This window comes from Bacillus sp. FSL K6-1003, from assembly GCF_037964945.1.
In the GTDB taxonomy this organism is placed as follows: domain Bacteria; phylum Bacillota; class Bacilli; order Bacillales; family Bacillaceae; genus Bacillus; species Bacillus mojavensis.
Genome location: NZ_CP150176.1, coordinates 105,634 through 128,887, shown reverse-complemented (window position 1 = coordinate 128,887; position 23,254 = coordinate 105,634). Strand labels below are relative to the sequence as shown.

Below are 23,254 nucleotides of genomic sequence, written 5' to 3'. Positions count from 1 at the left end.
GCACCTTGGTTATATTATCATTCTAGGAGACGAATGTCAACAAGGTATGACATTTTTTAGTTTCTATCTTCTCATAGAATGATTTTTTTATTTAAATATGACTGCTGAAAGACTGTTTTACAGTCTTTCAGCAGCATAATATCAGTTATTCAACCGGAACCATGTCCTCAGTCGATTGAACATTTGAAACAGGTTTTGCTTTTCGGTATTTCATCATTCCAGTACCAGCCGGAACAAGCTTACCGATGATAACATTCTCTTTCAGGCCGAGAAGTTCATCACGCTTACCTTTGATCGCTGCGTCTGTAAGGACACGTGTTGTCTCCTGGAAGGAAGCAGCAGATAAGAATGAATCAGTTTCAAGAGAAGCTTTGGTAATACCGAGTAAGACAGGACGGCCTGTAGCAGGACGTTTGCCTTCCAGCAATACCTTTTTGTTCGCTTCAGTAAATTGGTGAATATCAAGTAATGAGCCAGGAAGCACATCAGTATCACCGGCATCAATCACACGTACTTTACGAAGCATTTGGCGAACCATTACTTCTACGTGTTTATCGCCGATTTCAACACCCTGCATACGGTAAACCTTTTGAACCTCATGAAGAAGATACTCTTGAACAGTAGTCAGGTCAGTCACTTTAAGAAGTTCTTTCGGATCGATTGAACCTTCTGTCAGCACTTGGCCGCGAGTAATTTTATCTCCTTCCGCTACTTTTAAGCGGGAGTTATATGGTGCCGTATAAGAGCGTGTTTCAACTGCGCCTTGAACCACAATTTCCTGCTGTTTGTCGCGAACTTCATTGATTTCAACGACTGTACCGTCGATTTCGGTAATTGTTGCCTGACCTTTTGGATTACGCGCTTCGAAAAGCTCTTGGATACGCGGAAGACCTTGTGTGATATCGTCTCCTGCAACCCCGCCTGTATGGAATGTACGCATTGTTAACTGTGTACCAGGCTCACCGATTGATTGGGCAGCGATGATGCCGACTGCTTCACCGACTTCTACATCGGTACCAGTCGCAAGGTTTCGGCCATAGCATCGTTTACATACACCATGAGGCGTATTACATGTGAAGGCAGAACGGATCCACACTTCTTCAATGCCGGCTTCTACGATTTCAATCGCTTTATCCTCATCAATCAGTTCGTTTTCGTTTACAAGCACTTCACCTGTTTCAGGATGTTTCACTTGTTTTCTTGCAAAACGGCCGATTAAGCGTTCTTCTAAGCGCTCAATGATTTCAGTGCCTTCTCTAAGCGGTTGAGCAAGGATGCCTCGGTCAGTTCCACAATCAGTTTCACGGATGATAACATCCTGTGCAACGTCAACAAGACGGCGTGTAAGGTAACCTGAGTCAGCAGTTTTAAGGGCGGTATCGGCAAGACCTTTACGCGCACCGTGAGTGGAGATAAAGTACTCCAATACTGTCAGACCTTCACGGAAACTAGATTTGATTGGTAACTCAATGATACGTCCAGCCGGGTTGGCCATCAGGCCGCGCATTCCGGCAAGCTGAGTAAAGTTAGACGCGTTACCACGGGCACCAGAGTCACTCATCATGTAGATCGGGTTGAGCTCATCAAGTGATTTCATCAGTTTGCCTTGGATAACATCTTTTGCAGAACTCCAGATAGAGATGACTCTCTCATAGCGTTCTTCTTCAGTGATCAGACCGCGGCGGAACTGCTTCATAACGTTATCAACTTTGCCTTGTGCTTCTTCAAGAATTTCTTGTTTATCATCGAGAACGACGATGTCAGAAACCCCAACTGTAATACCAGCTTTTGTTGAATATCTGAAACCTAGGTTTTTCATGCGGTCTAGCATTTTAGACGTTTCCGTAATGTGGAATCGTTTAAAGATTTCCGCGATGATTTTACCCAGAATACCTTTTTTAAACGGTGCATTGATTGGCTGCTGTGCGATGGCAGCTTTTACATCGGCACCTTTTTCTAAGAAGAAACGGTCCGGTGTTTTCTCTTCAATGTTGCTCTTCGTTGGTTCATTCATGTAAGGGAATGATTCTGGAAGAATTTCATTGAAGACCAGTTTACCGACAGTTGTAATTAACAATTTTGAGCGCTGCTCTTCGGTAAATGTCACGTTCTTAAGGGAGTTCGCTGCAACAGCCACTCTCGTATGAAGATGAACATATCCGTTTTGATAAGCAAGAAGCGCTTCATCCGTATTCTTGAAGACCATACCTTCACCGACAGCACCGGCACGCTCTAGAGTCAGGTAATAGTTACCCAGTACCATATCCTGAGACGGTGTTACAACCGGTTTACCATCTTTAGGGTTCAAGATGTTTTGAGCGGCAAGCATCAAGATGCGTGCTTCAGCTTGAGCTTCTGCAGATAATGGTACGTGAACCGCCATTTGGTCACCGTCAAAGTCAGCGTTATAAGCTGTACATACGAGCGGGTGAAGACGGATTGCGCGTCCTTCAACAAGTGTTGGTTCAAACGCTTGGATACCTAATCTGTGAAGCGTAGGGGCACGGTTCAGAAGTACCGGATGCTCCTTGATAACTGATTCTAGTACATCCCATACTTCAGGCTGTACGCGCTCAATTTTACGTTTCGCACTCTTAATGTTGTGAGCAAGACCCTTTTCAACAAGCTCTTTCATAACGAAAGGTTTGAAAAGTTCGAGCGCCATTTCCTTCGGTAATCCGCATTGGTACATTTTCAAATGAGGACCAACGACGATTACAGAACGTCCGGAGTAATCGACACGTTTACCAAGAAGGTTTTGACGGAAACGTCCTTGCTTCCCTTTCAGCATATGAGAAAGAGATTTTAATGGTCTGTTACCAGGACCTGTTACAGGGCGTCCGCGACGGCCGTTGTCAATTAAAGCATCGACAGCCTCTTGAAGCATACGCTTTTCGTTTTGAACGATAATGCTAGGCGCACCAAGGTCTAAAAGGCGTTTCAAACGATTGTTACGGTTGATGACACGACGATAAAGGTCGTTCAAATCAGAAGTCGCAAAACGTCCGCCATCAAGCTGAACCATCGGTCTGAGCTCAGGAGGAATAACAGGAAGCACATCTAGGATCATCCAAGAAGGCTTGTTTCCTGAGTTACGGAAGGCTTCTAGCACTTCAAGGCGTTTGATCGCACGAGTACGACGCTGTCCTTGAGATGTTTTCAGCTCTTCTTTTAACATATCAACTTCTTTTACAAGATCGATATCTTGAAGAAGTTTATGAATCGCTTCAGCACCCATAGATGCTTGGAACTTATTGCCGTACTTATCAAGATACGCACGGTATTCCTTTTCTGATAGAAGCTGTTTCTTTTCAAGCGGTGTATTTGCCGGATCAGTTACAACATAAGAAGCAAAGTAAATAACTTCTTCCAATGCACGAGGCGACATATCCAACACAAGACCCATACGGCTTGGAATACCTTTGAAATACCAAATGTGGGAAACTGGGGCAGCCAGTTCAATGTGCCCCATTCTCTCACGACGGACTTTAGCCCGTGTTACTTCAACTCCGCAGCGGTCACAAACTACGCCTTTATAACGAACTCGCTTGTACTTCCCGCAATGACATTCCCAGTCCTTAGTCGGTCCGAAAATGCGTTCGCAGAATAGACCGTCCTTTTCAGGTTTTAACGTACGATAGTTTATCGTTTCAGGCTTTTTCACTTCACCAAAAGACCATGAACGGATTTTATCCGGTGAAGCAAGACCGATGTTCATATACTCAAAATTGTTCACATCTAGCAAGGGGCCTACCTCCCTTTTTATCTTCGGATTAACCGATGTCACTTGCCTTTATAACTAGAGATTATTCTTTTGTTACTACATCGCGTTCAACGTCTGCAGATGCTGTTTCTTCCGGCTCTTCATCACCTGATAACGCCAGGCCGTCAGCTTGTTTTGCATCTTCTTCGTCTTCTAAATCTCTCATTTCTATTTCTTCTTCATCGCTAGAAAGGATTTTCACATCCATACCTAAACTTTGAAGTTCTTTAATTAATACTTTGAATGATTCCGGAACACCAGGTTCAGGAACGTTGTCGCCTTTAACGATGGCTTCGTATGTTTTCACACGTCCAACCACGTCATCAGACTTAACAGTCAGAATCTCTTGAAGAGTGTACGCTGCACCGTAAGCTTCAAGTGCCCAAACCTCCATCTCACCAAAACGCTGTCCGCCAAATTGAGCTTTACCGCCAAGAGGCTGCTGCGTAACAAGTGAGTAAGGACCTGTAGAGCGTGCATGAAGTTTATCGTCAACCATGTGAGCCAGTTTAATCATGTACATGATACCGACAGATACACGGTTATCAAACGGCTCTCCGGTACGTCCGTCGTAAAGAACAGTTTTAGCGTCACGAGACATTCCGGCTTCTTCAAGTGTTTCCCAAACATCCTCTTCACGCGCTCCGTCAAATACCGGTGACGCAATGTGGATGCCGAGGTAACGAGCGGCCATACCCATGTGAAGCTCTAATACCTGCCCGATGTTCATACGAGATGGTACGCCCAGCGGGTTAAGCATGATATCAATTGGTGTGCCGTCAGGAAGATAAGGCATATCTTCTTCAGGAAGAATCTTAGAGATAACACCTTTGTTACCGTGACGACCGGCCATTTTATCCCCTTCAGAAATTTTACGTTTCTGAACGATATATACGCGCACTAACTGGTTTACACCTGGAGGAAGTTCGTCTCCGTCCTCACGGTTGAAGACTTTAACATCGTGAATAATTCCGCCGCCGCCGTGAGGCACACGAAGAGAAGTATCACGAACCTCGCGGGCTTTTTCACCAAAGATGGCGTGAAGAAGGCGCTCTTCTGCAGTAAGTTCTGTTACACCCTTAGGCGTTACTTTACCAACAAGAAGATCTCCGTCTTTTACTTCTGCCCCGATACGGATAATTCCACGGTCATCAAGATTGCGAAGCGCATCTTCACCGACGTTTGGAATATCGCGAGTGATTTCTTCAGGCCCAAGTTTTGTATCACGTGCTTCTGATTCATATTCTTCAATGTGAATAGATGTATAAACATCATCTTTCACAAGACGTTCACTCATGATGATGGCATCCTCATAGTTGTAGCCATCCCATGTCATAAAGCCGACCATTACGTTACGGCCAAGCGCAAGTTCACCAAGCTCCATAGAAGGACCGTCAGCAAGGATTTCTCCTTTTACCACTTCATCGCCGACACTTACGATCGGACGCTGGTTGTAGCAAGTACCTTGGTTAGAGCGGACAAATTTCAGCAAGCTGTATTTATCCAGATTTCCTTTTACTTTTTGACCGTCTACATCTTCATAGCGGCGAACCCAAACGTTTTTCGCTTCTACACGTTCAACGATACCAGGGTGTTTACAAATAACAGCGGCACCAGAGTCTTTACCTGATACGTATTCCATACCAGTTCCTACAAATGGCGCTTCCGGCTGCATCAAAGGCACAGCCTGACGCTGCATGTTCGCTCCCATTAGGGCACGGTTCGAGTCATCGTTTTCTAGGAACGGGATACATGCTGTCGCAGCAGAAACTACCTGCTTAGGCGATACATCCATGTAATCAACACGGTTTCTAGGAACAACGGTGTTCTCTCCACGGAAACGGGCTACAATGCTGTCGTCAACAAACGCACCTTCGTCATCGAGTCGTGCATTTGCCTGAGCGACAACGTAGTTATCTTCTTCATCAGCAGTTAAGTAATCGATTCTTGGCGTCACTTTTCCTGTTTCAGGATCAACGCGGCGATATGGCGTTTCAATAAAGCCAAAACGGTTTACTTTTGCATATGATGATAGTGAGTTGATCAAACCGATGTTCGGTCCCTCAGGCGTTTCAATCGGACACATACGGCCATAGTGGGAGTAGTGAACGTCACGCACTTCCATTCCGGCACGCTCACGTGTCAATCCGCCCGGTCCAAGAGCCGACAGACGGCGCTTATGTGTTAATTCAGCAAGCGGGTTCGTCTGGTCCATGAATTGAGAAAGCTGAGAGCTTCCAAAGAACTCTTTAATGGACGCAATAACAGGACGAATATTGATCAGCTGCTGAGGTGTAATTGTATTCGTATCTTGAATTGACATTCTCTCACGAACCACACGCTCCATACGGCTTAAACCGATACGGAATTGGTTCTGGAGAAGTTCACCTACAGAACGTAAACGGCGGTTTCCAAGATGGTCAATATCATCTGTGTCGCCTACTCCGTGCAGCAAGTTGAAGAAGTAGCTGATAGAAGAAATAATATCAGCAGGTGTAATGTTTTTAATCTCTTCTTCAACGTAAGCATTGCCGATGACATTAATAACCTGTTCTCCTTCTTGATCAGTAGGAGCAAAGATTTTAATGGATTGAAGCGTTACTTCGTCCTCAACAACACCGCCGTTCGGATACAGCTTTCTGAAGCCGATTCCGTTTTCTAAGTATGGCAGTACTTTATCAAGTGTTCTTCTATCAAGAATCTGACCTTTTTCAGCCAGGATTTCTCCTGTTTCAGGATCAACAAGCGTTTCAGCAAGTCTCTGATTAAAGAGGCGATTTTTAATATGAAGCTTTTTATTAATTTTATAGCGTCCTACATTGGCAAGATCGTATCGTTTCGGATCAAAGAAACGAGAATCAAGCAAGCTCTTCGCATTTTCCACTGTAGGCGGCTCTCCAGGACGGAGGCGCTCGTAGATTTCAAGCAGCGCTTTATCGCTGTTTTCTGTGTTATCTTTATCAAGCGTATTTCGCAGGTATTCGTTTTCTCCTACGAGATCAAGAATCTCTTGATCGGAGCCGAAGCCGAGAGCACGCAAAAGAACCGTAACCGGCAACTTACGTGTGCGATCAATGCGTACATAAACAACATCTTTCGCATCAGTTTCGTATTCTAACCATGCGCCACGGTTTGGAATGACAGTTGCGGTAAAACCTTTTTTACCGTTTTTGTCTACTTTACCACTGAAATATACACTTGGAGACCGAACAAGCTGGGAAACGATAACGCGTTCCGCACCGTTTATGATAAAAGTACCTGTATCTGTCATAATAGGGAAATCACCCATGAAGACATCTTGGTCTTTTACCTCTCCAGTTTCTTTGTTAATTAAACGAACCTTCACTCTTAGCGGAGCTGAGTAAGTCACATCACGTTCTTTTGATTCCTCTACTGGATATTTAGGCTCCCCTAAACTGTAATCAATGAACTCAAGAGAGAGGTTACCAGTGAAATCCTCAATTGGCGATATGTCTTGAAACATCTCTCTAAGACCCTCATCAAGAAACCACTGATAAGAAGAGGTTTGAATTTCAATGAGATTTGGTAATTCTAACACTTCGCTAATGCGAGCATAGCTTCTGCGCTGGCGGTGTCGTCCATACTGAACTAGTTGACCTGTCAACTGATTCACCCCTCAAATCATGCGTATTATATGTGTAATAAGCATCTCTTTCAAAGAAAGAAAACACTTTTACAAGACAAAAGAAAAAAGGGTTTCTAATTAAGAAAACCACATCCAAAAACAAATACCGATTTTATTAGCATTTCCATACTTGTATAATTTATACATAGATATTGACATTTCATCATATCAATCTAAATATATACATTGGCATTTTATAATATTAACATAGCCAAAATACCGAGTCAAACTTTTTTTGCTTTTATGATATAATAGCCTTTCTTTTTTTGAACGACAGAAACTTCTTCGAACAGTTCCTCAAGCTTTTCAATGGCAGAAGGCGCACCTTGTTTTTTCTGTATGACGATCCACAATTCACCTGAAGCTTTTAAGTGTTCAGCGCTTTTCTCAAAGATAGCATGGACAACTTTTTTTCCGGCTCGGATTGGGGGATTTGTAAGAATAGAAGCAAATGTTTGAGCAGAGTCTACGTTTGAAAACAAATCGCTTTGGTAAATCTCAACGTTTGTTATCCCGTTTTGTTCTGCATTTTCATTTGATAACTCTACGGCTCTTTCATTAACATCAATCATGTGGATGGTCCGGTCTTTAAAGTCACTAGCCAGCGATAATCCAATCGGGCCATAGCCGCAGCCTACATCTAAAAAGCTGCCCTCAACTTCAGGCTCTTCAAAAGATTCGACCAGCAGGCGTGAGCCAAAATCGACTTCCTTTTTAGAAAAAACACCGCTGTCGCTGGTAAACGTAAACTCCTTGTTTCGAAGCCTAAAAGACCATGTTTGTTTGTTGCTTTTTACTGAAGGTTTTTCTGAATAATAGTGCTCACTCATTATTAGAACCTCCTTTTTTTCATTACTTAAAGAATGGCAAAGAAAAAGCCCGCCTCATAAAAGCGAGCTTCCCCTACAGGCAATTGAAGATTACTTAACTTCTACAGAAGCGCCAACTTCTTCAAGTTTAGCTTTAAGCTCTTCAGCTTCTTCTTTAGCAATACCTTCTTTAAGAGGTTTTGGAGTGTTGTCAACAAGTTCTTTAGCTTCTTTCAAGCCAAGACCAGTGATTTCACGTACAACTTTGATAACTTTGATTTTTTGTGAACCTGCACCAGCAAGGATAAGGTCGAATTCGCTTTGCTCTTCAGCAGCTCCGCCAGCAGCAGCTCCGCCAGCTACAGCTACAGGAGCAGCAGCAGTTACGCCAAATTCTTCTTCGATTGCTTTTACTAGGTCGTTCAATTCAAGTACAGTTGCTTCTTTAACGGAAGCAATGATTTCTTCGATATTTAAAGCCATTTGTAATTCCTCCATTTTGTTTTGATTTTTAAAAACTGATTAGATTAAGCGCCTTGTTCTTCCTTTTGATCTGCCACAGCTTTTGCAGCAAGAGCAAGGTTACGAACTGGAGCTTGAAGTACGCTAAGCAACATAGAAAGCAAGCCTTCGCGTGATGGAAGTTCAGCAAGAGCTTTCACTTCTTCAACAGTAGAAACTTTACCTTCGATAACGCCAGCTTTGATTTCAAGAGCTTCATGCTGTTTAGCAAACTCGTTAATAACTTTAGCTGGAGCGACAACATCCTCAGTACTGAATGCAATTGCATTCGGTCCAGTTAAGACATCATTCAAACCATCAAGTTCAGCTTGTTCAACCGCACGGCGAGTCATTGTGTTTTTGTAAACTTTGAACTCAACGTTAGCTTCACGAAGCTGTTTACGAAGTTCTGTTACTTCAGAAACGTTAAGTCCGCGGTAATCAACGATGATCGTTGATTTGCTTTCTTTTAATTTAGAAGTAATTTCTTCAACAACAACTTTTTTTGTTTCAATTGCGCTGCTCATGGTTACACCTCCTGTAGATTCTTGTGTAACACTTATACCGTCAGGTGATCACGACTGAGAAACGGATTCCATATAAAAAGCCTCCATGAGACATGGAGGCTGTATATACAAGCATACGTAACGTAATAGCTGTGATAATATACACCTCGGTAGGATATTAAGCTGTTAAGCCCCTACTGTCTACGGTATAAATGATATATTATATTTTACAACATTTTGAATCATATCAGAATGTTGATGTCATGTCAAATATTATTTTACGTTGAAAGTTGAAGCGTCTACTTTGACACCAGGTCCCATAGTAGAAGTTACAGCAACGTTTTTCACGTAAACACCTTTTGCTGCAGCAGGTTTTGCTTTCAGGATTGTGTCATACATTGTTGTGAAGTTCTCAACAAGTTTTTCATCCTCGAAAGAAACTTTACCGATAGGAACATGGATGTTTCCAGCTTTATCTACGCGGTATTCAACTTTACCAGCTTTGATTTCGCCGATTGCTTTTTCAACTTCGAAAGTAACTGTACCAGTTTTAGGGTTTGGCATTAAACCTTTTGGTCCAAGCACACGACCGATTTTACCAACTTCACCCATCATGTCAGGTGTAGCTACGATTACATCGAAATCGAACCAGCCTTGTTGAATTTTGTTGATGTAGTCAGTATCTCCAACGTAATCTGCACCAGCAGCTTCAGCTTCTTTCGCTTTTTCGCCTTTTGCGAAAACGAGAACGCGCTGAGTTTTACCAGTTCCGTTTGGAAGCACAACTGCTCCGCGGATTTGCTGGTCGTTTTTACGAGGGTCAACCCCTAGACGGAATGCAACTTCAACTGTAGCGTCGAATTTAGCTGTGTTTGTTTTTTTAACGAGAGCTACTGCTTCAGAAACATCGTAAGCTTTCGCACGATCTACAAGCTTAGCAGCTTCTGCGTACTTTTTACCTTTTTTAGCCATTTTAAAATTTCCTCCTTATGTGGTTATAGCGGAATAACCTCCCACGAATAAGGGTTGCGAACTTGTGAAAACTCGCAACCCGACAAGAAACAAATTAATCCTCGATTACAATACCCATACTGCGTGCAGTACCTTCAACCATGCGCATTGCCGCTTCAACGTCTGCTGCGTTTAAGTCAGGCATTTTCGTTTCAGCGATTTCGCGTACTTTATCGCGCTTAACGGTTGCCACTTTATTACGGTTTGGTTCACCAGAACCAGACTCAATTCCAGCTGCTTTTTTAAGCAATACTGCAGCAGGTGGAGTTTTTGTAATAAATGTAAATGAACGGTCTTCGTAAACCGAAATTTCAACAGGAATGATTAAACCAGCTTGGTCAGCTGTACGAGCGTTAAACTCCTTACAGAATCCCATGATATTAACACCGGCTTGACCTAGTGCAGGTCCAACTGGCGGCGCTGGGTTAGCTTTTCCAGCAGGAATTTGCAATTTTACAACTTTTACTACTTTTTTAGCCACGAGACACACCTCCTTAAGTCCGTGATGTGGTAATAGGGTAAACCCTCCCACTCAAGGTTTCATTCTTTATATGAATGATGAAATATCAAGCTAGCTGCCTTGGATAAGTCCAAGACGTACCTTTGCTATATTATCATTTATATATAGCAATTTCAAGTTTTTTCACATTACAATTTGTCGATCTGGGTAAATTCCAGCTCAACCGGCGTTTCACGGCCGAACATATTAACGAAAACTTTAACCTTGCTTTTATCGTAGTCAATCTCTTCAATTGATCCAGTAAAGTTGGCAAAAGGTCCGTCTATCACTTTCACTGTCTCTTTTAATTCAAAGTCAATGTCAGTTTTGCGTTCGTCCATACCCATTCTCTTCAGAATGGTTTCTGCCTCGCCAGGAAGAAGCGCCGTCGGTTTTGAACCAGAGCCGGCGGAACCTACGAATCCAGTAACACCAGGTGTGTTGCGGACAACATACCAAGAATCATCCGTCATGACGATTTCAACAAGGACATAGCCAGGGAATACTTTCTTTTTGACGACTTTTTTCTTGCCGTTTTTGATATCCGTCTCTTCTTCTTCAGGTACGACTACACGAAAAATCTTATCCTGCATCCCCATTGATTCAACACGTTTTTCCAAGTTGGCTTTTACTTTGTTCTCATAACCAGAGTACGTGTGAACAACATACCAATTCTTTTCCATTCTCTTCAGGACTGTCCAGTCCTTCCCTCCCCGCATTTGGTTTTAGTGTACTACCATAACGCTTCATGCAAAAAATAGGCGGTAAGCCTATGATAACTTTCATTTTTAACCCACAATAAAAAACCCGCTGAACGGGTTTTGGCAAGTGATATTATGATCTATTATAGCACGTATTGCTGATCATTATTCAACTATTAAACGAATTAATTGAGAAATTCCTGTGTCAAGGAGGGCAAAAAAGATAATAAAAAAGATAACCGTTGAAATAACCGTGATGGTATAGCGAGTTAACTCTTTTCCTTTAGGCCAGCTTACCTTTTTCATTTCTTTCCCAACATCTTTAAAGAATCTCATAATACGCATGTAAAAGACCTCCACAATTTAAAAGCGCAAACACTATTTTGTTTCAAGATGAGCTGTATGTGAATTGCAAGTACTGCAGTATTTCTTTACTTCTAATCGCTCAGCCGCTGATGCAGAGCTTTTCATTGTCGTATAATTACGGTTTCCGCATGTCTTGCATGCTAACGTAATCTTTTTTCTCATGTCATTACACCTTTTTCTAAATAGACATTAGTTCTTATCTTAAGTAACATATCATAGTCGGAAAAATACTGTCAATATACCATAAATACCTATTACAAACTGATCTCACGAATTTCCAGGTACTTCTCCAGCTTGCGTTTCACTCGCTGAAGAGCGTTATCGATCGATTTCACATGGCGGTTCAGCTCATCTGAAATCTCTTGATAGCTTCTTCCGTCTAGATATAATACAAGTACTTTTCTCTCTAAATCACTTAAAAGTTCTCCCATTTTCATTTCTATATCATCAAATTCTTCCTGATTGATAATCATTTCTTCTGGGTTTAATGTTTTCGCTCCCGAAATAACATCAAGCAGCGTTCGGTCTGATTCTTCATCAAAAATCGGTTTATCTAATGAGACGTAGGAATTCAAAGGAATGTGTTTCTGGCGAGTAGCTGTCTTTATTGCGGTAATAATTTGGCGGGTAATACATAATTCTGCGAAAGCTTTGAAAGAGGTAAGCTTGTCCTCTTTGAAGTCACGAATAGACTTATAGAGGCCTATCATTCCTTCCTGAACAATATCTTCTCTGTCCGCACCTATTAAAAAATAGGATCTTGCTTTTGCACGAACAAAGTTTCGGTACTTCGTAATCAAGTAATCTAACGCATCACTGTCCCCAACATGAACCTTTTCAATGACCTGCTCGTCCTCCAACTGGCAAAACTGCTCTTTGTTGAATTTTCCCTTGTTGTTCTGTAGATTCACTCCGATCCCCCCGGCGCACGTAGATAGAAATATTATACATTATTGGACAAAAAAGCGTCAACTTAATCTAAGTCGCCCCTCCGCCATTTTTCAAACGTTTTCAAAACCTCTTCCGATAAAGCAATTTTACCCGCTGGCTTTTCGGAAGTGATCTTTCTTACCCGCCTTTCGATTCGCCTTTCGATTGCTTCTACCTCTCTCAAGAGCTCACGGGCTGATTTTCGCAATGCCCCCTGTCCGAAAATCGCCCACTGCTCAGTGTAGTCAGAGGTCGCAACATGAATTTGAGTCGAAATGTTATTCAGAGCCTGTGCCAGCTTTTCTATCCGCTCATCCGCAGTCTCATTCTCTTTTGTGAAAATCACTTCAACTCTGTGATTGGTCTGTTTTTTCTCAAGCCCCTTTACAAGATGTGCGTCAAATACGACAATAACCCTGTTTCCTGTATACGATTGATATTCAGCCATTTTCTGAATCAGTACGTCTCTCGCCTCTTCAAAACTGTTCGCTTTTAAATCCTTCAGCTGCGGCCAGGCTCCAATCATGTTGTATCCGTCTACTAACAGGATATCCATTAATCATTATTCTCCCAGAGGATTTCGTTTCCGGTAGACTTCATACATCAAAAGCCCCGCCGCTACAGATGCATTGAGTGAAGTAACTTTACCGGCCATCGGGAGTTTAATAAGAAAATCACATTTTTCTTTAATCAGGCGTCCCATTCCTTTTCCTTCACTTCCGATGACGAGAGCCAAAGGCATGCCGCCATCCATTGTGCGGTAATCCTCCCGCGCGGATGCATCCGTTCCGACAACCCAGATTCCCCGCTCTTTCATTTCCTCTAGTGTTCGCGCCAAATTAGTGACCTTTGCCACTGGAATATGCTCAATTGCGCCTGTTGAAGCCTTCGCCACCGTAGTTGTCAGACCGACAGCTCTGCGTTTTGGAATCACAATGCCATGGGCGCCGACTGCATCGGCTGTTCTCATAATTGAACCGAGATTATGAGGGTCCTCAAGCTCGTCCAGAATGAGAAAGAAAGGCTGTTCATTTCTTTCCTCTGCCGCTTTATATAAGTCGTCCAGTTCCGCGTACTCATATGCTGCGACCTGTGCCACTACGCCTTGATGCTGCCCTGTGACCATTTGGTCGAGTTTTTTTCTGGGGACGTATTGAATGGTGATGCCCTGCTTTTTCGCAAGCTCAATCACCTGCTGTGCTTGTCCTTTTACGGTGTTTTCCGCCATCCACAGCTTATACAGCTTACGATCTGATTTTAACGTCTCGATCACTGCATTTTTTCCTATGACGTAATCATGTTGCTCACTCATTTGTTTTCCTCCCTGACCGTCCCGAATTGTATAGCTTCAGCAACAAGCTGATTCAGTCTTTCTTCTTTTTTCTCAAGAAAAAGATAGCCTAGCAGTGCTTCAAATGCTGTACTATAGCGGTACGTCTGAACATCTGTATTTTTAGGTATCGTTCCCGACTTGGCATTTCTGCCTCTTTTCAGCACCGCTTCCTCTTCTTCCGTGAAAAATGATTGATTCCGCAGAAAGAAAAGGATCTCAGCCTGTGACTTTGCCGATACGATCCGACTTGATTTTTTGTGAAGATCATTTGGTTTGGTAAATCCCTGCTTAAGCAGGTGATGCCTCACATAAACTTCAAAAATGGCATCACCTATATAAGCAAGCGCAAGACCGTTAAGCTGCTTTGAATCTTTTATCGTTTCAAAATCAAGCATCCGTTATTCTCCCCGTTTCCAGCGAGTGCCTTGAGCCGTATCTTCAAGAATGATATTCATGCTTTTCAGCTGGTCGCGGATCTGGTCTGACAGAGCAAAATCACGATTGCGGCGCGCTTCATTTCTTTTTTCAATCAAATCTTCAATCTCTTGATCCAGAAGCTCCTGCTCACCCAGTGAGAAACCGAGGACAGAAACAATTCGGTCAAACATGTCAATAAACGCTGTAATCACATGATCTGCCGTATGATCTTCCTGAAGATAATAGTTCGCATTTTTCGCCAAATCGAACAAAACAGAAATGGCATTCGCTGTATTAAAATCATCATCCATTGCTTCTTCAAATGCTGTTCGATGTTCTTCAATCTTTGCAACCCATTTATCATCATCTTCTGTTAAATTCGTGCTGCTGTTTAAACGGTGCTGAAGGTTGCTGTACGCTGTTTTCAACCGGTTAAACGCGCTCTTTGTGTTCTCCAGAAGCTCTTCTGAATAGTTGATTGGGTGACGATAGTGAACAGACAGCATAAAGAATCTGAGCAGCTGCGGATCATGCTGTTTAATAATGTCATGCACAAGCACAAAGTTGCCGAGTGATTTTGACATTTTTTCATTATCGATATTGATATAGCCATTATGAAGCCAGTATTTCGCAAATGTTTTGCCAGTCAGCGCTTCAGATTGTGCAATTTCATTTTCATGGTGAGGGAAGGTTAAATCCTGGCCGCCTGCATGGATATCAATCTGATCACCTAAGTACTTTTTCACCATCGCAGAGCATTCAATGTGCCAGCCCGGACGTCCTTTCCCCCAAGGGCTATCCCAGGAGATTTCTCCTTCTTTAGCCGCTTTCCACAGAGCGAAATCAAGAGCATCTTCTTTTTTCTCGCCAACTCGGATGCGTGCGCCAGATCTCAATTCATCAATCGATTGCTGCGAAAGCTTTCCGTATCCCTCAAATGCTCTTGTTTTGAAATACACATCTCCTTCAGATTCATAAGCATAGCCCTTTTTCACCAGCTGATCTATGAAATCAATAATCGCGTCCATGTTTTCCATGACGCGCGGATGAAGGTCTGCTTTTCTGCAGCCAAGAGCGCCCACATCTTCAAAGTATGCCTTAATAAAACGCTCAGAAATGGTTGGAACATCTTCACCGAGTTCATTTGCCGCTTTAATTAATTTATCATCTACATCTGTGAAGTTAGAGACATACTGGACATCGTAGCCTTTATACTCCAAATAGTTTCGTATCGTGTCATAAACGATGGCCGGACGGGCATTCCCTATATGAATATAATTGTAAACCGTCGGTCCGCACACGTACATTTTCACTTTCCCCTCTTCAAGAGGAACGAATGTTTCCTTCTGTCTGGTCAATGTATTATAAAGAGTGATTGTCATTTTTGATTAATCCTTTCTTTTCTGTCTTCAAGTTCCGCCTTCAGCTCTAAAATCTGCAGTTCCAAAGACTTAAACCGATCAGCAACAGGATCGGGTAAATCCTGATGGTTTAGATCCCGTTTGATTTTCTTGCCGTTTTGAACGACAACCCTTCCCGGGATGCCGACAACTGTGGAGTAGTCCGGAACATCGTGCAGCACAACTGAACCAGCCCCTATTTTGGAGCCTTCACCGACAGTAATCGAACCGAGCACTTTAGCACCTGTTGCTATCAATGCGTCATCTTTAATTGTCGGGTGCCTTTTTCCTCTTTCTTTCCCCGTTCCTCCAAGGGTAACTCCCTGAAAAACGGTTACGTTATTGCCAATTTCACATGTCTCCCCAATGACAACCCCCATCCCATGGTCTATGAAAAATCTTCTTCCGATCGTAGCCCCTGGGTGGATTTCAATTCCTGTAAAAAATCGGCTTACCTGAGATATAAGGCGTGCAAGGAAATAAAATTTTCGTTTATATAAAGCATGTGCAATCCGATGCGCCCATATAGCATGTAAACCGGAATAAGTTAAAATCACTTCAAAATAACTTCGTGCTGCAGGATCTTGATCGAACACCGTATCAATGTCTTCTTTGAACATTTTAAAAAACACATGCTTCCCCCCATTCTACACGCTATCATCTATCTATTTCCTCTAGACACCAATAAAAAAAGCGCCTCTGCATGTAAACATGACAGAGACGCTTTAACCGCGCGGTTCCACTCTGTTTGAAAAGCAGACTCCTGCTCTCCCAACTTCAGCCTGTAACGGCGGCGGCCGCCTTTGAATACTGATTTCGAAAAACGTTCTTCAAAGGTCTTAAGGGCGCACTTCTAAAACCCGACTCCTGGATCTCTCTCAGCCAATGAAGATCCTTTCTGTATTGGTCTAAAGCTTTATACTCTTCCCTGTCAACAATCATCTATTTAGATATTTTTCAACCGCTGAATTGCAGATTCTTTTCCGATCAGTTCAATTGATTGCGGAAGCTCAGGACCATGAGTTTGGCCTGTTACAGCAACACGGATCGGCATAAACAGCTTTTTCCCTTTATGACCTGTTTCTTTCTGCACTGCTTTGATAGAAGCTTTGATCTGTTCCGGAGTGAACTCCTCTAGCTCTTCAAGCTTCGCAGCGAATGTGCTAAGCACTTCAGGCACCTGCTCTTCTTCTAGAACAGCTTTTGCTTCTTGATTATACTCGATCTCATCCGTAAAGAACAAATCAGTCAGCTCAACAATTTCTGCACCGTAGCTCAATTGCTCATGATATAGAGAAATCAGTTTGCGAACCCATTCTTGTTCTTCAGGAGAAAGCTCATTGCCAACTTTGCCGGCTTTTTGAAGATGCGGAAGCGTAAGCTCAACAACCTGATCAAGATCCAATTTTTTCACATATTGGTTGTTGACCCATTTTAGCTTATGCATATCAAACAGAGCTGGTGATTTAGATAACCGGTTTACATCAAAAATGTCAATAAACTCTTCTTTTGTGAAAAGCTCTTCCTCTCCTACCGGCGACCAGCCCAGCAGGCCGATAAAGTTAAACAGCGCTTCCGGCAAGTAGCCAAGCTCTTTATATTGCTCAATGAATTGGATAATGGATTCATCACGTTTGCTGAGCTTTTTACGGCTTTCATTTACAATCAGCGTCATGTGGCCGAACTGAGGAATATCCCATCCAAATGCTTGATAGATCATGATCTGTTTTGGTGTATTCGAGATATGATCCTCACCGCGCAGCACGTGCGTCATTTTCATTAGATAGTCATCCACAGCTACTGCAAAGTTATAAGTCGGCGTGCCGTCTTTTTTCACAATAACGAAGTCGCCGATGCCATCAGATTCGAAAGAAATTTCACCTTTTACAATATCATTGAACGCAATGATTTTTCCTTCAGGAACGCGGAAACGAATACTCGGCTTTCTGCCCTCTGCAAGGAATTTTTCCTGTTCTTCCTGAGTCAGATCTCTGTGCTTTCCGGAATAACGCGGCATCTCTCCGCGGGCAATCTGCTCTTCACGTTCTTTTTCAAGTTCTTCTTCCGTACAGAAACATTTATAAGCAAGCCCTTTTTCAAGCAGCTCTTCATAGTAAACCTTATAGATATCGTTACGCTCGGACTGACGGTATGGGCCGTAATCTCCGCCGACATCCACACTCTCATCCCAGTCGATGCCAAGCCATTTTAAATAGTTAAGCTGGCTTTGTTCTCCGCCCTCAATGTTGCGTTTTTTATCCGTGTCCTCAACACGAATAATAAACTTACCGCCTTGGTTGCGGGCAAATAAATAATTAAAAAGCGCCGTTCTGGCATTTCCAATATGCAAATGTCCTGTTGGACTCGGTGCATAACGAACGCGTACTTCGTTTCCCATTTCAAATACTTCCTTTCATCTCATGTATGGCCTCAGGCTAAATGTATGCATCTATTCTACCACCAAATAGACCGGGCATCAAAACAAGTTAGCCTTTTTGTATCAGCACTGTCGCTTGAGCCGCTATTCCTTCCGCTCTTCCTGTAAATCCAAGCTTTTCGGTCGTGGTCGCTTTTACATTCACTTGGGAAACCTCTGCCTCAAGCCCTTCGGCGATTCTTTTTCTCATGTCTTCTATGTACGGCGCCATCTTTGGCTTCTGTGCAATGATCGTGCAATCAATATTTCCGAGTACATATCCTTTCTGTTTCACAATCCCCCAGACATGCTGAAGTAATTGAAATGAATCAGCATCCTTGAACTCAGGATCTGTATCAGGAAAGTGCTTGCCGATGTCGCCCTCCCCGACAGCTCCGAGGCATGCGTCAGCAACGGTGTGCAATAATACATCCGCGTCAGAATGTCCGAGCAATCCTTTTTCATACGGAATTTCAACTCCGCCGATAATGAGAGGCCGGCCCTCTACTAATTGGTGCACATCAAAACCTTGTCCGATTCTAAACATGTTTATTCCCACTTTCTGCTTCCATGATAGCTTCAGCTGACGTTAAATCATCAGGAGTCGTCAGCTTAATATTTGTATAGTTCCCTTCTACAACACGGACCGAACCGCCCTCAAGCTGTTCGACGAGACTGGCGTCATCCGTTCCTAAAAATCCTCTGCGCTCTGCCTCAGCGTGAGCCTCCATCAATAAAGAAAGACGAAAAGCTTGTGGCGTTTGGACAGCCCACAAGCTTGAACGTTCAATCGTCTCACTGACTTCTAAACCTTGAACGCGTTTAATCGTATCTTTTACCGGAACAGCCAGGATGGCCGCTCCTGCCTGCTCCGCTTCAACGATCAGTTCGTCAATCTGTTCATGCTTTATAAAAGGACGAGCGCCGTCGTGAACGAGCACAATCTTTTCTTGTTTAATGGCTTTGAGTCCTTTATAAACACTGTGCTGGCGTTCATCTCCGCCTGCAACAAGCTCGATAGCGGTTTGAAACGGATATTGGCTCAGCAATTGCTGAAAGTCTTCACGTTCGCGCTCGTTAATCACCAAGATGATTCTGTCGCACGGACGATGGCTGTCAAACACCCGTAAAGTGTGAATGATAACCGGATCTCCTTTCAGCTCGATAAACAGTTTATTTCTCCCTGCCTTCATCCGTTTCCCCTGTCCGGCCGCAGGAATAACCACATCATAATTCATTGTTCTTTCTCCCTTTACAGCGCCTTCTCCAACAGCTTAGGCTTGGCAAAAATCATTCGTCCCGCTGCTGTCTGCAGCACACTTGTGACGAGAACATCGATGTGTTTGCCGATATAATTCCGTCCTTCTTCAACGACAATCATAGTGCCGTCATCCAAGTAAGCGACTCCCTGATTATGCTCTTTGCCGTCTTTAATGACCTGAACATTCATTTCCTCACCCGGAAGCACAACGGGCTTGACCGCGTTGGCAAGGTCATTAATGTTCAATACTGCTACCTTCTGAAGCTCGCATACTTTATTTAAATTAAAATCATTCGTCACAACGACTCCGGATGTCAGTTTAGCGAGTTTGACAAGCTTGCTGTCAACCTCCTGAATATCTTCAAAGTCACCTTCATAAATTTCTACTTTAATATCTAATTCTTTTTGAATGCGGTTCAGGATATCAAGACCGCGGCGCCCTCTGTTGCGTTTTAACACATCTGAGGAGTCAGCGATATGCTGCAATTCCTCAAGGACAAACTGCGGAATCACGATGATTCCCTCTAAAAAACCAGTCTGACAAATATCTGCAATTCTCCCATCAATAATAACACTTGTGTCCAGGATTTTCAGCTTTTTGTCTTGGACCTCGTGCTCTTCATCGGCTGCTCCTTTTTTCTTTTGCATTCTGGCGGAAATGGAGAATAGGCTGATCAGTTCATCCTTTTTCTTAAAGCCCACCTGAAAGCCCAGATAACCGAGAAAGAAAGCTAAAAACACAGGGATGATTGTGCTGAGTATGCGGTAAGGTATATTGTCTAAAGGAATAACGTTTACGATAAGATAAGCAATTATAAGTCCAAATACTAAGCCAAGACTTCCAAATAACAAATCTGGAACCGGCGCTTTTAATAATGAATCCTCTATCCACTTCACCCAGTTCACAACGTAATCTGTACCCCATATACTGATGAGAAAAAAGATAATTGCACCTATTGCCGCAGACGTATATGCGTTTGTTATTAAAGGTATGTCCTGTAAACTTAACAGTACAAACAATTCAGGTATTAAAAATATACCAACAACGCCGCCGAAAATAATGAAGAACGCCTGAACTATTCGTTTTAACATACCCCCACCTCCTTTAAAGAAAATTGTTATATTTCATAAGATTTTATGCAACCTACGAATATCAGAATAAACAAAAACCAACAATAATATACCCGTAATGATATGGTTTTAACCGAAAATCATAGCTGTCTGTCTAAATAATGCTTCTCTTGAAGACGTTTTAAGCCCTTTTTGATTTTTTGGGCTCGTACTTCACCGATACCCTCTACTTCATCTAATTCTTCTGCACTTGCCTCAATAATTCTCGGCAGGACGCCAAATGCTTCCACCACATTTTCCACAATTGGCATCGGAAGGCGCGGTATCTTATTTAGCAGCCTGTATCCTCTAGGCAGAACATAGTCATCAAGATTTGTAGAAGCCGGGTAACCAAGAAGCTTATAAACAATGGAATCGTCAAGCAAATCGTAGCTGGACATATCCTGCAGCTCTTTTAAAAGGACAAACGGATCTTTAATTTTTTCCTTCACGTAATCCTTAATAAATAAAGCAGCCTCTTCTTCCATATCAGTAATCAGTTCGATGACCTGCAACTTAATCAAATGACCTTCTGTTCCCAGCTCCCTGATATACATGTTGATTTCATTTTTAATTCGCAGCACCATTTCATAACGGTGCATCACAGACAGAACATCGCTGAAAGTAACGAGTTCCTCAAACTCTAATGCGTTTAGTGCATTAATCGTTTTGTCCAGAATTGTTTTATATTTTTCTAGAGTTTGAATGGCTTGGTTCGCTTTTGTTAAAATGAATCCTATGTCTTTTAGTGTATACTTCATACTTTCCTGATATAACGTTATGACATTTCTTCTCTCAGAAATTGCGATAACGAGACAGCCGGTTTGCTTAGCTACTCTTTCGGCGGTACGGTGCCGCATTCCTGTTTCTGACGAAGAAATTGTGGCTTCAGGCATCAATTGTGTATTGGCATATAGGATTTTTTGACCAGAATCACTTAAAATAATCGCACCATCCATTTTAGCCAGTTCATATAAATGCGCCGGAGAAAAAGCAGTGTTAATGTGGAAACCGCCATCCACCACTTCTTTTACTTTATCATTATATCCAACAACAATCAGACCGCCTGTATTTGCTCTCAGCACATTTTCTATCCCCGCTCTGAGCGGTGTTCCAGGAGCAACAAACTGCAAAATAGAAGACAGATCTAACTCATGTTTCGCCCCTTTTTTCTCTTTTTCCATCTATTATCCTCCTAATGAAGTACGAAGTGCCTCTGAAACATTTGCTACTCCGATGACCTCAATCCCTTTTGGTTTCGTCCATCCATCCAGATTTGCCGCAGGTATGATCATGCGTTTAAAGCCAAGCTTTGCCGCTTCTTTTACACGCTGTTCAATTCTTGATACCCGGCGGACTTCTCCGGTTAATCCCACTTCTCCTATAAAGCAATCTGCAGGATTTGGAGGTGTATCTCTAAAGCTCGATGCGATACTTACCGCTATAGCAAGATCAATCGCAGGTTCATCTAGTTTGACGCCGCCCGCTACCTTCAAATATGCATCCTGATTTTGCAGCAGCAGCCCTACTCTTTTTTCTAATACAGCCATTAACAGTGACACCCTGTTATGATCTATCCCTGTCGCCATGCGCCGCGGATTGCCAAAGCTCGTTGGCGAGATGAGTGCCTGAATTTCAACAAGAATAGGCCTTGTACCTTCCATAGAAGCCGTTATGCTCGACCCCGAAGATCCCGCCGAACGCTCTTCTAAGAAGATCTCTGAGGGATTCAGTACCTCAGTGAGCCCTTCTTCCCGCATTTCAAAAATACCCATTTCGTTTGTAGAACCAAAGCGGTTTTTTACAGCCCGTAAGATTCGGAAAGTATGGTGACGTTCTCCTTCAAAGTATAAAACAGTGTCAACCATATGCTCCAGCAGTCTCGGCCCCGCGATGGACCCTTCTTTCGTTACATGACCCACAATAAATATCGGAATACCTTTTGTTTTTGCAATTTTCATCAGCGCGGCTGTACATTCTCTTACTTGTGATACACTGCCGGGAGCCGATGTGATATCACTTTGATAAACCGTTTGAATAGAGTCGACAACGACAAACGCTGGATTCATCTCTTCTATAGCAGACGAAATATACTCCATATCGGTTTCGGATAAAACATGCAGTGAGGGATTATTTATGCCCAGACGGTCTGCTCTTAATTTCGTTTGTTTTACCGATTCTTCTCCTGAAATGTATAGAACATGACGCGTTGAACCAGATAGCTGAGCGGATACTTGCAGTAGTAAGGTCGATTTCCCGATACCGGGGTCCCCGCCAATTAAAACAAGTGATCCCTTTACCACTCCGCCTCCGAGCACTCTGTTAAACTCGCCGAGCTGTGTTTTAACCCGAGGTTCTTCTGATGTTTCGATTGATGTTATGGGGGAAGGTTTCTGTACGGTTTGAACAGAATGAGAAAAAGCCGCTCTCCGATTGGCCGGTGCTTTTTTAATCATTTCTTCCACCATTGTATTCCAAGCACCGCAGCCCGGACATTTCCCCATCCATTTTGGAGACTCGTAGCCGCAGGATTGGCAGATGAATTTGGATTTTGTTTTAGCCATAAATAGTGTAAGACCTCTCCC

At 42.9% G+C, this 23,254-nt stretch carries 21 protein-coding genes, 1 pseudogene and 2 other annotated features; all 22 genes and pseudogenes read right to left on the bottom strand.

Going from position 1 to position 23,254, the window contains the following annotated elements; genetic code table 11:
• Positions 1-145 precede the first annotated feature (145 nt).
• The gene (gene rpoC / locus NSU16_RS00685) at positions 146-3,745 is read right to left on the bottom strand and encodes a DNA-directed RNA polymerase subunit beta' (RefSeq protein WP_010332765.1); all 3,600 of its coding nucleotides are present in this window, start codon (positions 3,743-3,745) and stop codon (positions 146-148) included.
• 61 nt (positions 3,746-3,806) lie between these two features.
• On the bottom strand, positions 3,807-7,388 hold the full coding sequence (rpoB, locus tag NSU16_RS00680) for a DNA-directed RNA polymerase subunit beta (protein WP_010332764.1): 3,582 nt from the start codon (positions 7,386-7,388) through the stop codon (positions 3,807-3,809).
• Positions 7,389-7,633: 245 nt separating this feature from the next.
• Positions 7,634-8,239: a class I SAM-dependent methyltransferase gene (locus NSU16_RS00675; protein ID WP_010332763.1), complete on the bottom strand. Its 606-nt coding sequence runs from the start codon at positions 8,237-8,239 to the stop codon at positions 7,634-7,636.
• A gap of 90 nt (positions 8,240-8,329) precedes the next feature.
• Positions 8,330-8,701, bottom strand: coding sequence for a 50S ribosomal protein L7/L12 (rplL, locus tag NSU16_RS00670; RefSeq protein WP_003156436.1), 372 nt, complete (start codon positions 8,699-8,701; stop codon positions 8,330-8,332).
• A 44-nt stretch (positions 8,702-8,745) separates the two neighbouring features.
• Entirely contained in the window at positions 8,746-9,246 is a 501-nt protein-coding gene (rplJ, locus tag NSU16_RS00665) for a 50S ribosomal protein L10 (protein ID WP_010332762.1), read from the bottom strand.
• A 64-nt stretch (positions 9,247-9,310) separates the two neighbouring features.
• Positions 9,311-9,450 (bottom strand) — a sequence feature (ribosomal protein L10 leader region).
• A gap of 48 nt (positions 9,451-9,498) precedes the next feature.
• The gene (rplA, locus tag NSU16_RS00660; protein WP_003225765.1) at positions 9,499-10,197 is read right to left on the bottom strand and encodes a 50S ribosomal protein L1; all 699 of its coding nucleotides are present in this window, start codon (positions 10,195-10,197) and stop codon (positions 9,499-9,501) included.
• A 94-nt stretch (positions 10,198-10,291) separates the two neighbouring features.
• Positions 10,292-10,717, bottom strand: coding sequence for a 50S ribosomal protein L11 (rplK, locus tag NSU16_RS00655; RefSeq protein WP_003156430.1), 426 nt, complete (start codon positions 10,715-10,717; stop codon positions 10,292-10,294).
• Positions 10,718-10,884: 167 nt separating this feature from the next.
• Entirely contained in the window at positions 10,885-11,418 is a 534-nt protein-coding gene (gene nusG, locus NSU16_RS00650) for a transcription termination/antitermination protein NusG (RefSeq protein WP_010332761.1), read from the bottom strand.
• A 183-nt stretch (positions 11,419-11,601) separates the two neighbouring features.
• Positions 11,602-11,781, bottom strand: a complete 180-nt coding sequence (gene secE / locus NSU16_RS00645; protein WP_010327716.1) for a preprotein translocase subunit SecE — start codon at positions 11,779-11,781, stop codon at positions 11,602-11,604.
• 33 nt (positions 11,782-11,814) lie between these two features.
• On the bottom strand, positions 11,815-11,964 hold the full coding sequence (rpmG, locus tag NSU16_RS00640) for a 50S ribosomal protein L33 (protein WP_003156421.1): 150 nt from the start codon (positions 11,962-11,964) through the stop codon (positions 11,815-11,817).
• A gap of 92 nt (positions 11,965-12,056) precedes the next feature.
• Positions 12,057-12,713, bottom strand: coding sequence for an RNA polymerase sporulation sigma factor SigH (gene sigH, locus NSU16_RS00635; protein WP_003225758.1), 657 nt, complete (start codon positions 12,711-12,713; stop codon positions 12,057-12,059).
• Between the two features lie 62 nt (positions 12,714-12,775).
• Entirely contained in the window at positions 12,776-13,288 is a 513-nt protein-coding gene (gene rae1 / locus NSU16_RS00630; RefSeq protein WP_010332760.1) for a ribosome-dependent mRNA decay endonuclease Rae1/YacP, read from the bottom strand.
• Between the two features lie 6 nt (positions 13,289-13,294).
• Positions 13,295-14,044 carry a 23S rRNA (guanosine(2251)-2'-O)-methyltransferase RlmB gene (rlmB, locus tag NSU16_RS00625; protein ID WP_010332759.1) on the bottom strand — a complete coding sequence of 250 codons (750 nt, stop codon included), beginning with the start codon at positions 14,042-14,044 and terminating at the stop codon, positions 13,295-13,297.
• A pseudogene (locus NSU16_RS00620) lies at positions 14,037-14,460 on the bottom strand (mini-ribonuclease 3). Before NSU16_RS00620 ends, rlmB begins: the two are co-directional and overlap by 8 nt.
• Before the next feature lie 3 nt (positions 14,461-14,463).
• Positions 14,464-15,864 carry a cysteine--tRNA ligase gene (gene cysS, locus NSU16_RS00615; protein WP_010332757.1) on the bottom strand — a complete coding sequence of 467 codons (1,401 nt, stop codon included), beginning with the start codon at positions 15,862-15,864 and terminating at the stop codon, positions 14,464-14,466.
• Positions 15,861-16,514 carry a serine O-acetyltransferase gene (cysE, locus tag NSU16_RS00610; RefSeq protein WP_010332756.1) on the bottom strand — a complete coding sequence of 218 codons (654 nt, stop codon included), beginning with the start codon at positions 16,512-16,514 and terminating at the stop codon, positions 15,861-15,863. The genes cysS and cysE overlap by 4 nt, the downstream gene beginning before the upstream one ends.
• 81 nt (positions 16,515-16,595) lie before the next feature.
• Positions 16,596-16,826, bottom strand: a binding site (T-box leader).
• Positions 16,827-16,828: 2 nt separating this feature from the next.
• Complete coding sequence (gene gltX, locus NSU16_RS00605; RefSeq protein ID WP_168746773.1) at positions 16,829-18,280, bottom strand: glutamate--tRNA ligase; 1,452 nt, start codon at positions 18,278-18,280, stop codon at positions 16,829-16,831.
• Between the two features lie 88 nt (positions 18,281-18,368).
• Complete coding sequence (gene ispF, locus NSU16_RS00600; protein WP_010332754.1) at positions 18,369-18,845, bottom strand: 2-C-methyl-D-erythritol 2,4-cyclodiphosphate synthase; 477 nt, start codon at positions 18,843-18,845, stop codon at positions 18,369-18,371.
• Positions 18,838-19,536 carry a 2-C-methyl-D-erythritol 4-phosphate cytidylyltransferase gene (ispD, locus tag NSU16_RS00595; RefSeq protein WP_010332753.1) on the bottom strand — a complete coding sequence of 233 codons (699 nt, stop codon included), beginning with the start codon at positions 19,534-19,536 and terminating at the stop codon, positions 18,838-18,840. Before ispD ends, ispF begins: the two co-directional genes overlap by 8 nt.
• Before the next feature lie 14 nt (positions 19,537-19,550).
• Positions 19,551-20,651 carry a PIN/TRAM domain-containing protein gene (locus tag NSU16_RS00590; RefSeq protein ID WP_168746772.1) on the bottom strand — a complete coding sequence of 367 codons (1,101 nt, stop codon included), beginning with the start codon at positions 20,649-20,651 and terminating at the stop codon, positions 19,551-19,553.
• A gap of 119 nt (positions 20,652-20,770) precedes the next feature.
• Positions 20,771-21,853, bottom strand: coding sequence for a DNA integrity scanning diadenylate cyclase DisA (disA, locus tag NSU16_RS00585; protein WP_003242042.1), 1,083 nt, complete (start codon positions 21,851-21,853; stop codon positions 20,771-20,773).
• A gap of 3 nt (positions 21,854-21,856) precedes the next feature.
• Positions 21,857-23,233, bottom strand: coding sequence for a DNA repair protein RadA (radA, locus tag NSU16_RS00580; protein WP_229150208.1), 1,377 nt, complete (start codon positions 23,231-23,233; stop codon positions 21,857-21,859).
• Between the last annotated feature and the right edge of the window lie 21 nt (positions 23,234-23,254).

Bases quoted from the DNA above. Each gene is read 5' to 3' on its own strand.
- rplL (WP_003156436.1), bottom strand. From the start codon at position 8,701: ATGGCTTTAAATATCGAAGAAATCATTGCTTCCGTTAAAGAAGCAACT.
- rae1 (WP_010332760.1), bottom strand. From the start codon at position 13,288: ATGGATATCCTGTTAGTAGACGGATACAACATGATTGGAGCCTGGCCG.
- rpmG (WP_003156421.1), bottom strand. From the start codon at position 11,964: ATGAGAAAAAAGATTACGTTAGCATGCAAGACATGCGGAAACCGTAAT.
- gltX (WP_168746773.1), bottom strand. From the start codon at position 18,280: ATGGGAAACGAAGTACGCGTTCGTTATGCACCGAGTCCAACAGGACAT.
- radA (WP_229150208.1), bottom strand. From the start codon at position 23,233: ATGGCTAAAACAAAATCCAAATTCATCTGCCAATCCTGCGGCTACGAG.
- nusG (WP_010332761.1), bottom strand. From the start codon at position 11,418: ATGGAAAAGAATTGGTATGTTGTTCACACGTACTCTGGTTATGAGAAC.
- NSU16_RS00590 (WP_168746772.1), bottom strand. From the start codon at position 20,651: ATGTTAAAACGAATAGTTCAGGCGTTCTTCATTATTTTCGGCGGCGTT.
- rplA (WP_003225765.1), bottom strand. From the start codon at position 10,197: ATGGCTAAAAAAGGTAAAAAGTACGCAGAAGCTGCTAAGCTTGTAGAT.
- ispD (WP_010332753.1), bottom strand. From the start codon at position 19,536: ATGAATTATGATGTGGTTATTCCTGCGGCCGGACAGGGGAAACGGATG.
- secE (WP_010327716.1), bottom strand. From the start codon at position 11,781: ATGCGTATTATGAGATTCTTTAAAGATGTTGGGAAAGAAATGAAAAAG.
- NSU16_RS00675 (WP_010332763.1), bottom strand. From the start codon at position 8,239: ATGAGTGAGCACTATTATTCAGAAAAACCTTCAGTAAAAAGCAACAAA.
- disA (WP_003242042.1), bottom strand. From the start codon at position 21,853: ATGGAAAAAGAGAAAAAAGGGGCGAAACATGAGTTAGATCTGTCTTCT.
- rplJ (WP_010332762.1), bottom strand. From the start codon at position 9,246: ATGAGCAGCGCAATTGAAACAAAAAAAGTTGTTGTTGAAGAAATTACT.
- cysS (WP_010332757.1), bottom strand. From the start codon at position 15,864: ATGACAATCACTCTTTATAATACATTGACCAGACAGAAGGAAACATTC.
- rlmB (WP_010332759.1), bottom strand. From the start codon at position 14,044: ATGAGTGAGCAACATGATTACGTCATAGGAAAAAATGCAGTGATCGAG.
- ispF (WP_010332754.1), bottom strand. From the start codon at position 18,845: ATGTTTAGAATCGGACAAGGTTTTGATGTGCACCAATTAGTAGAGGGC.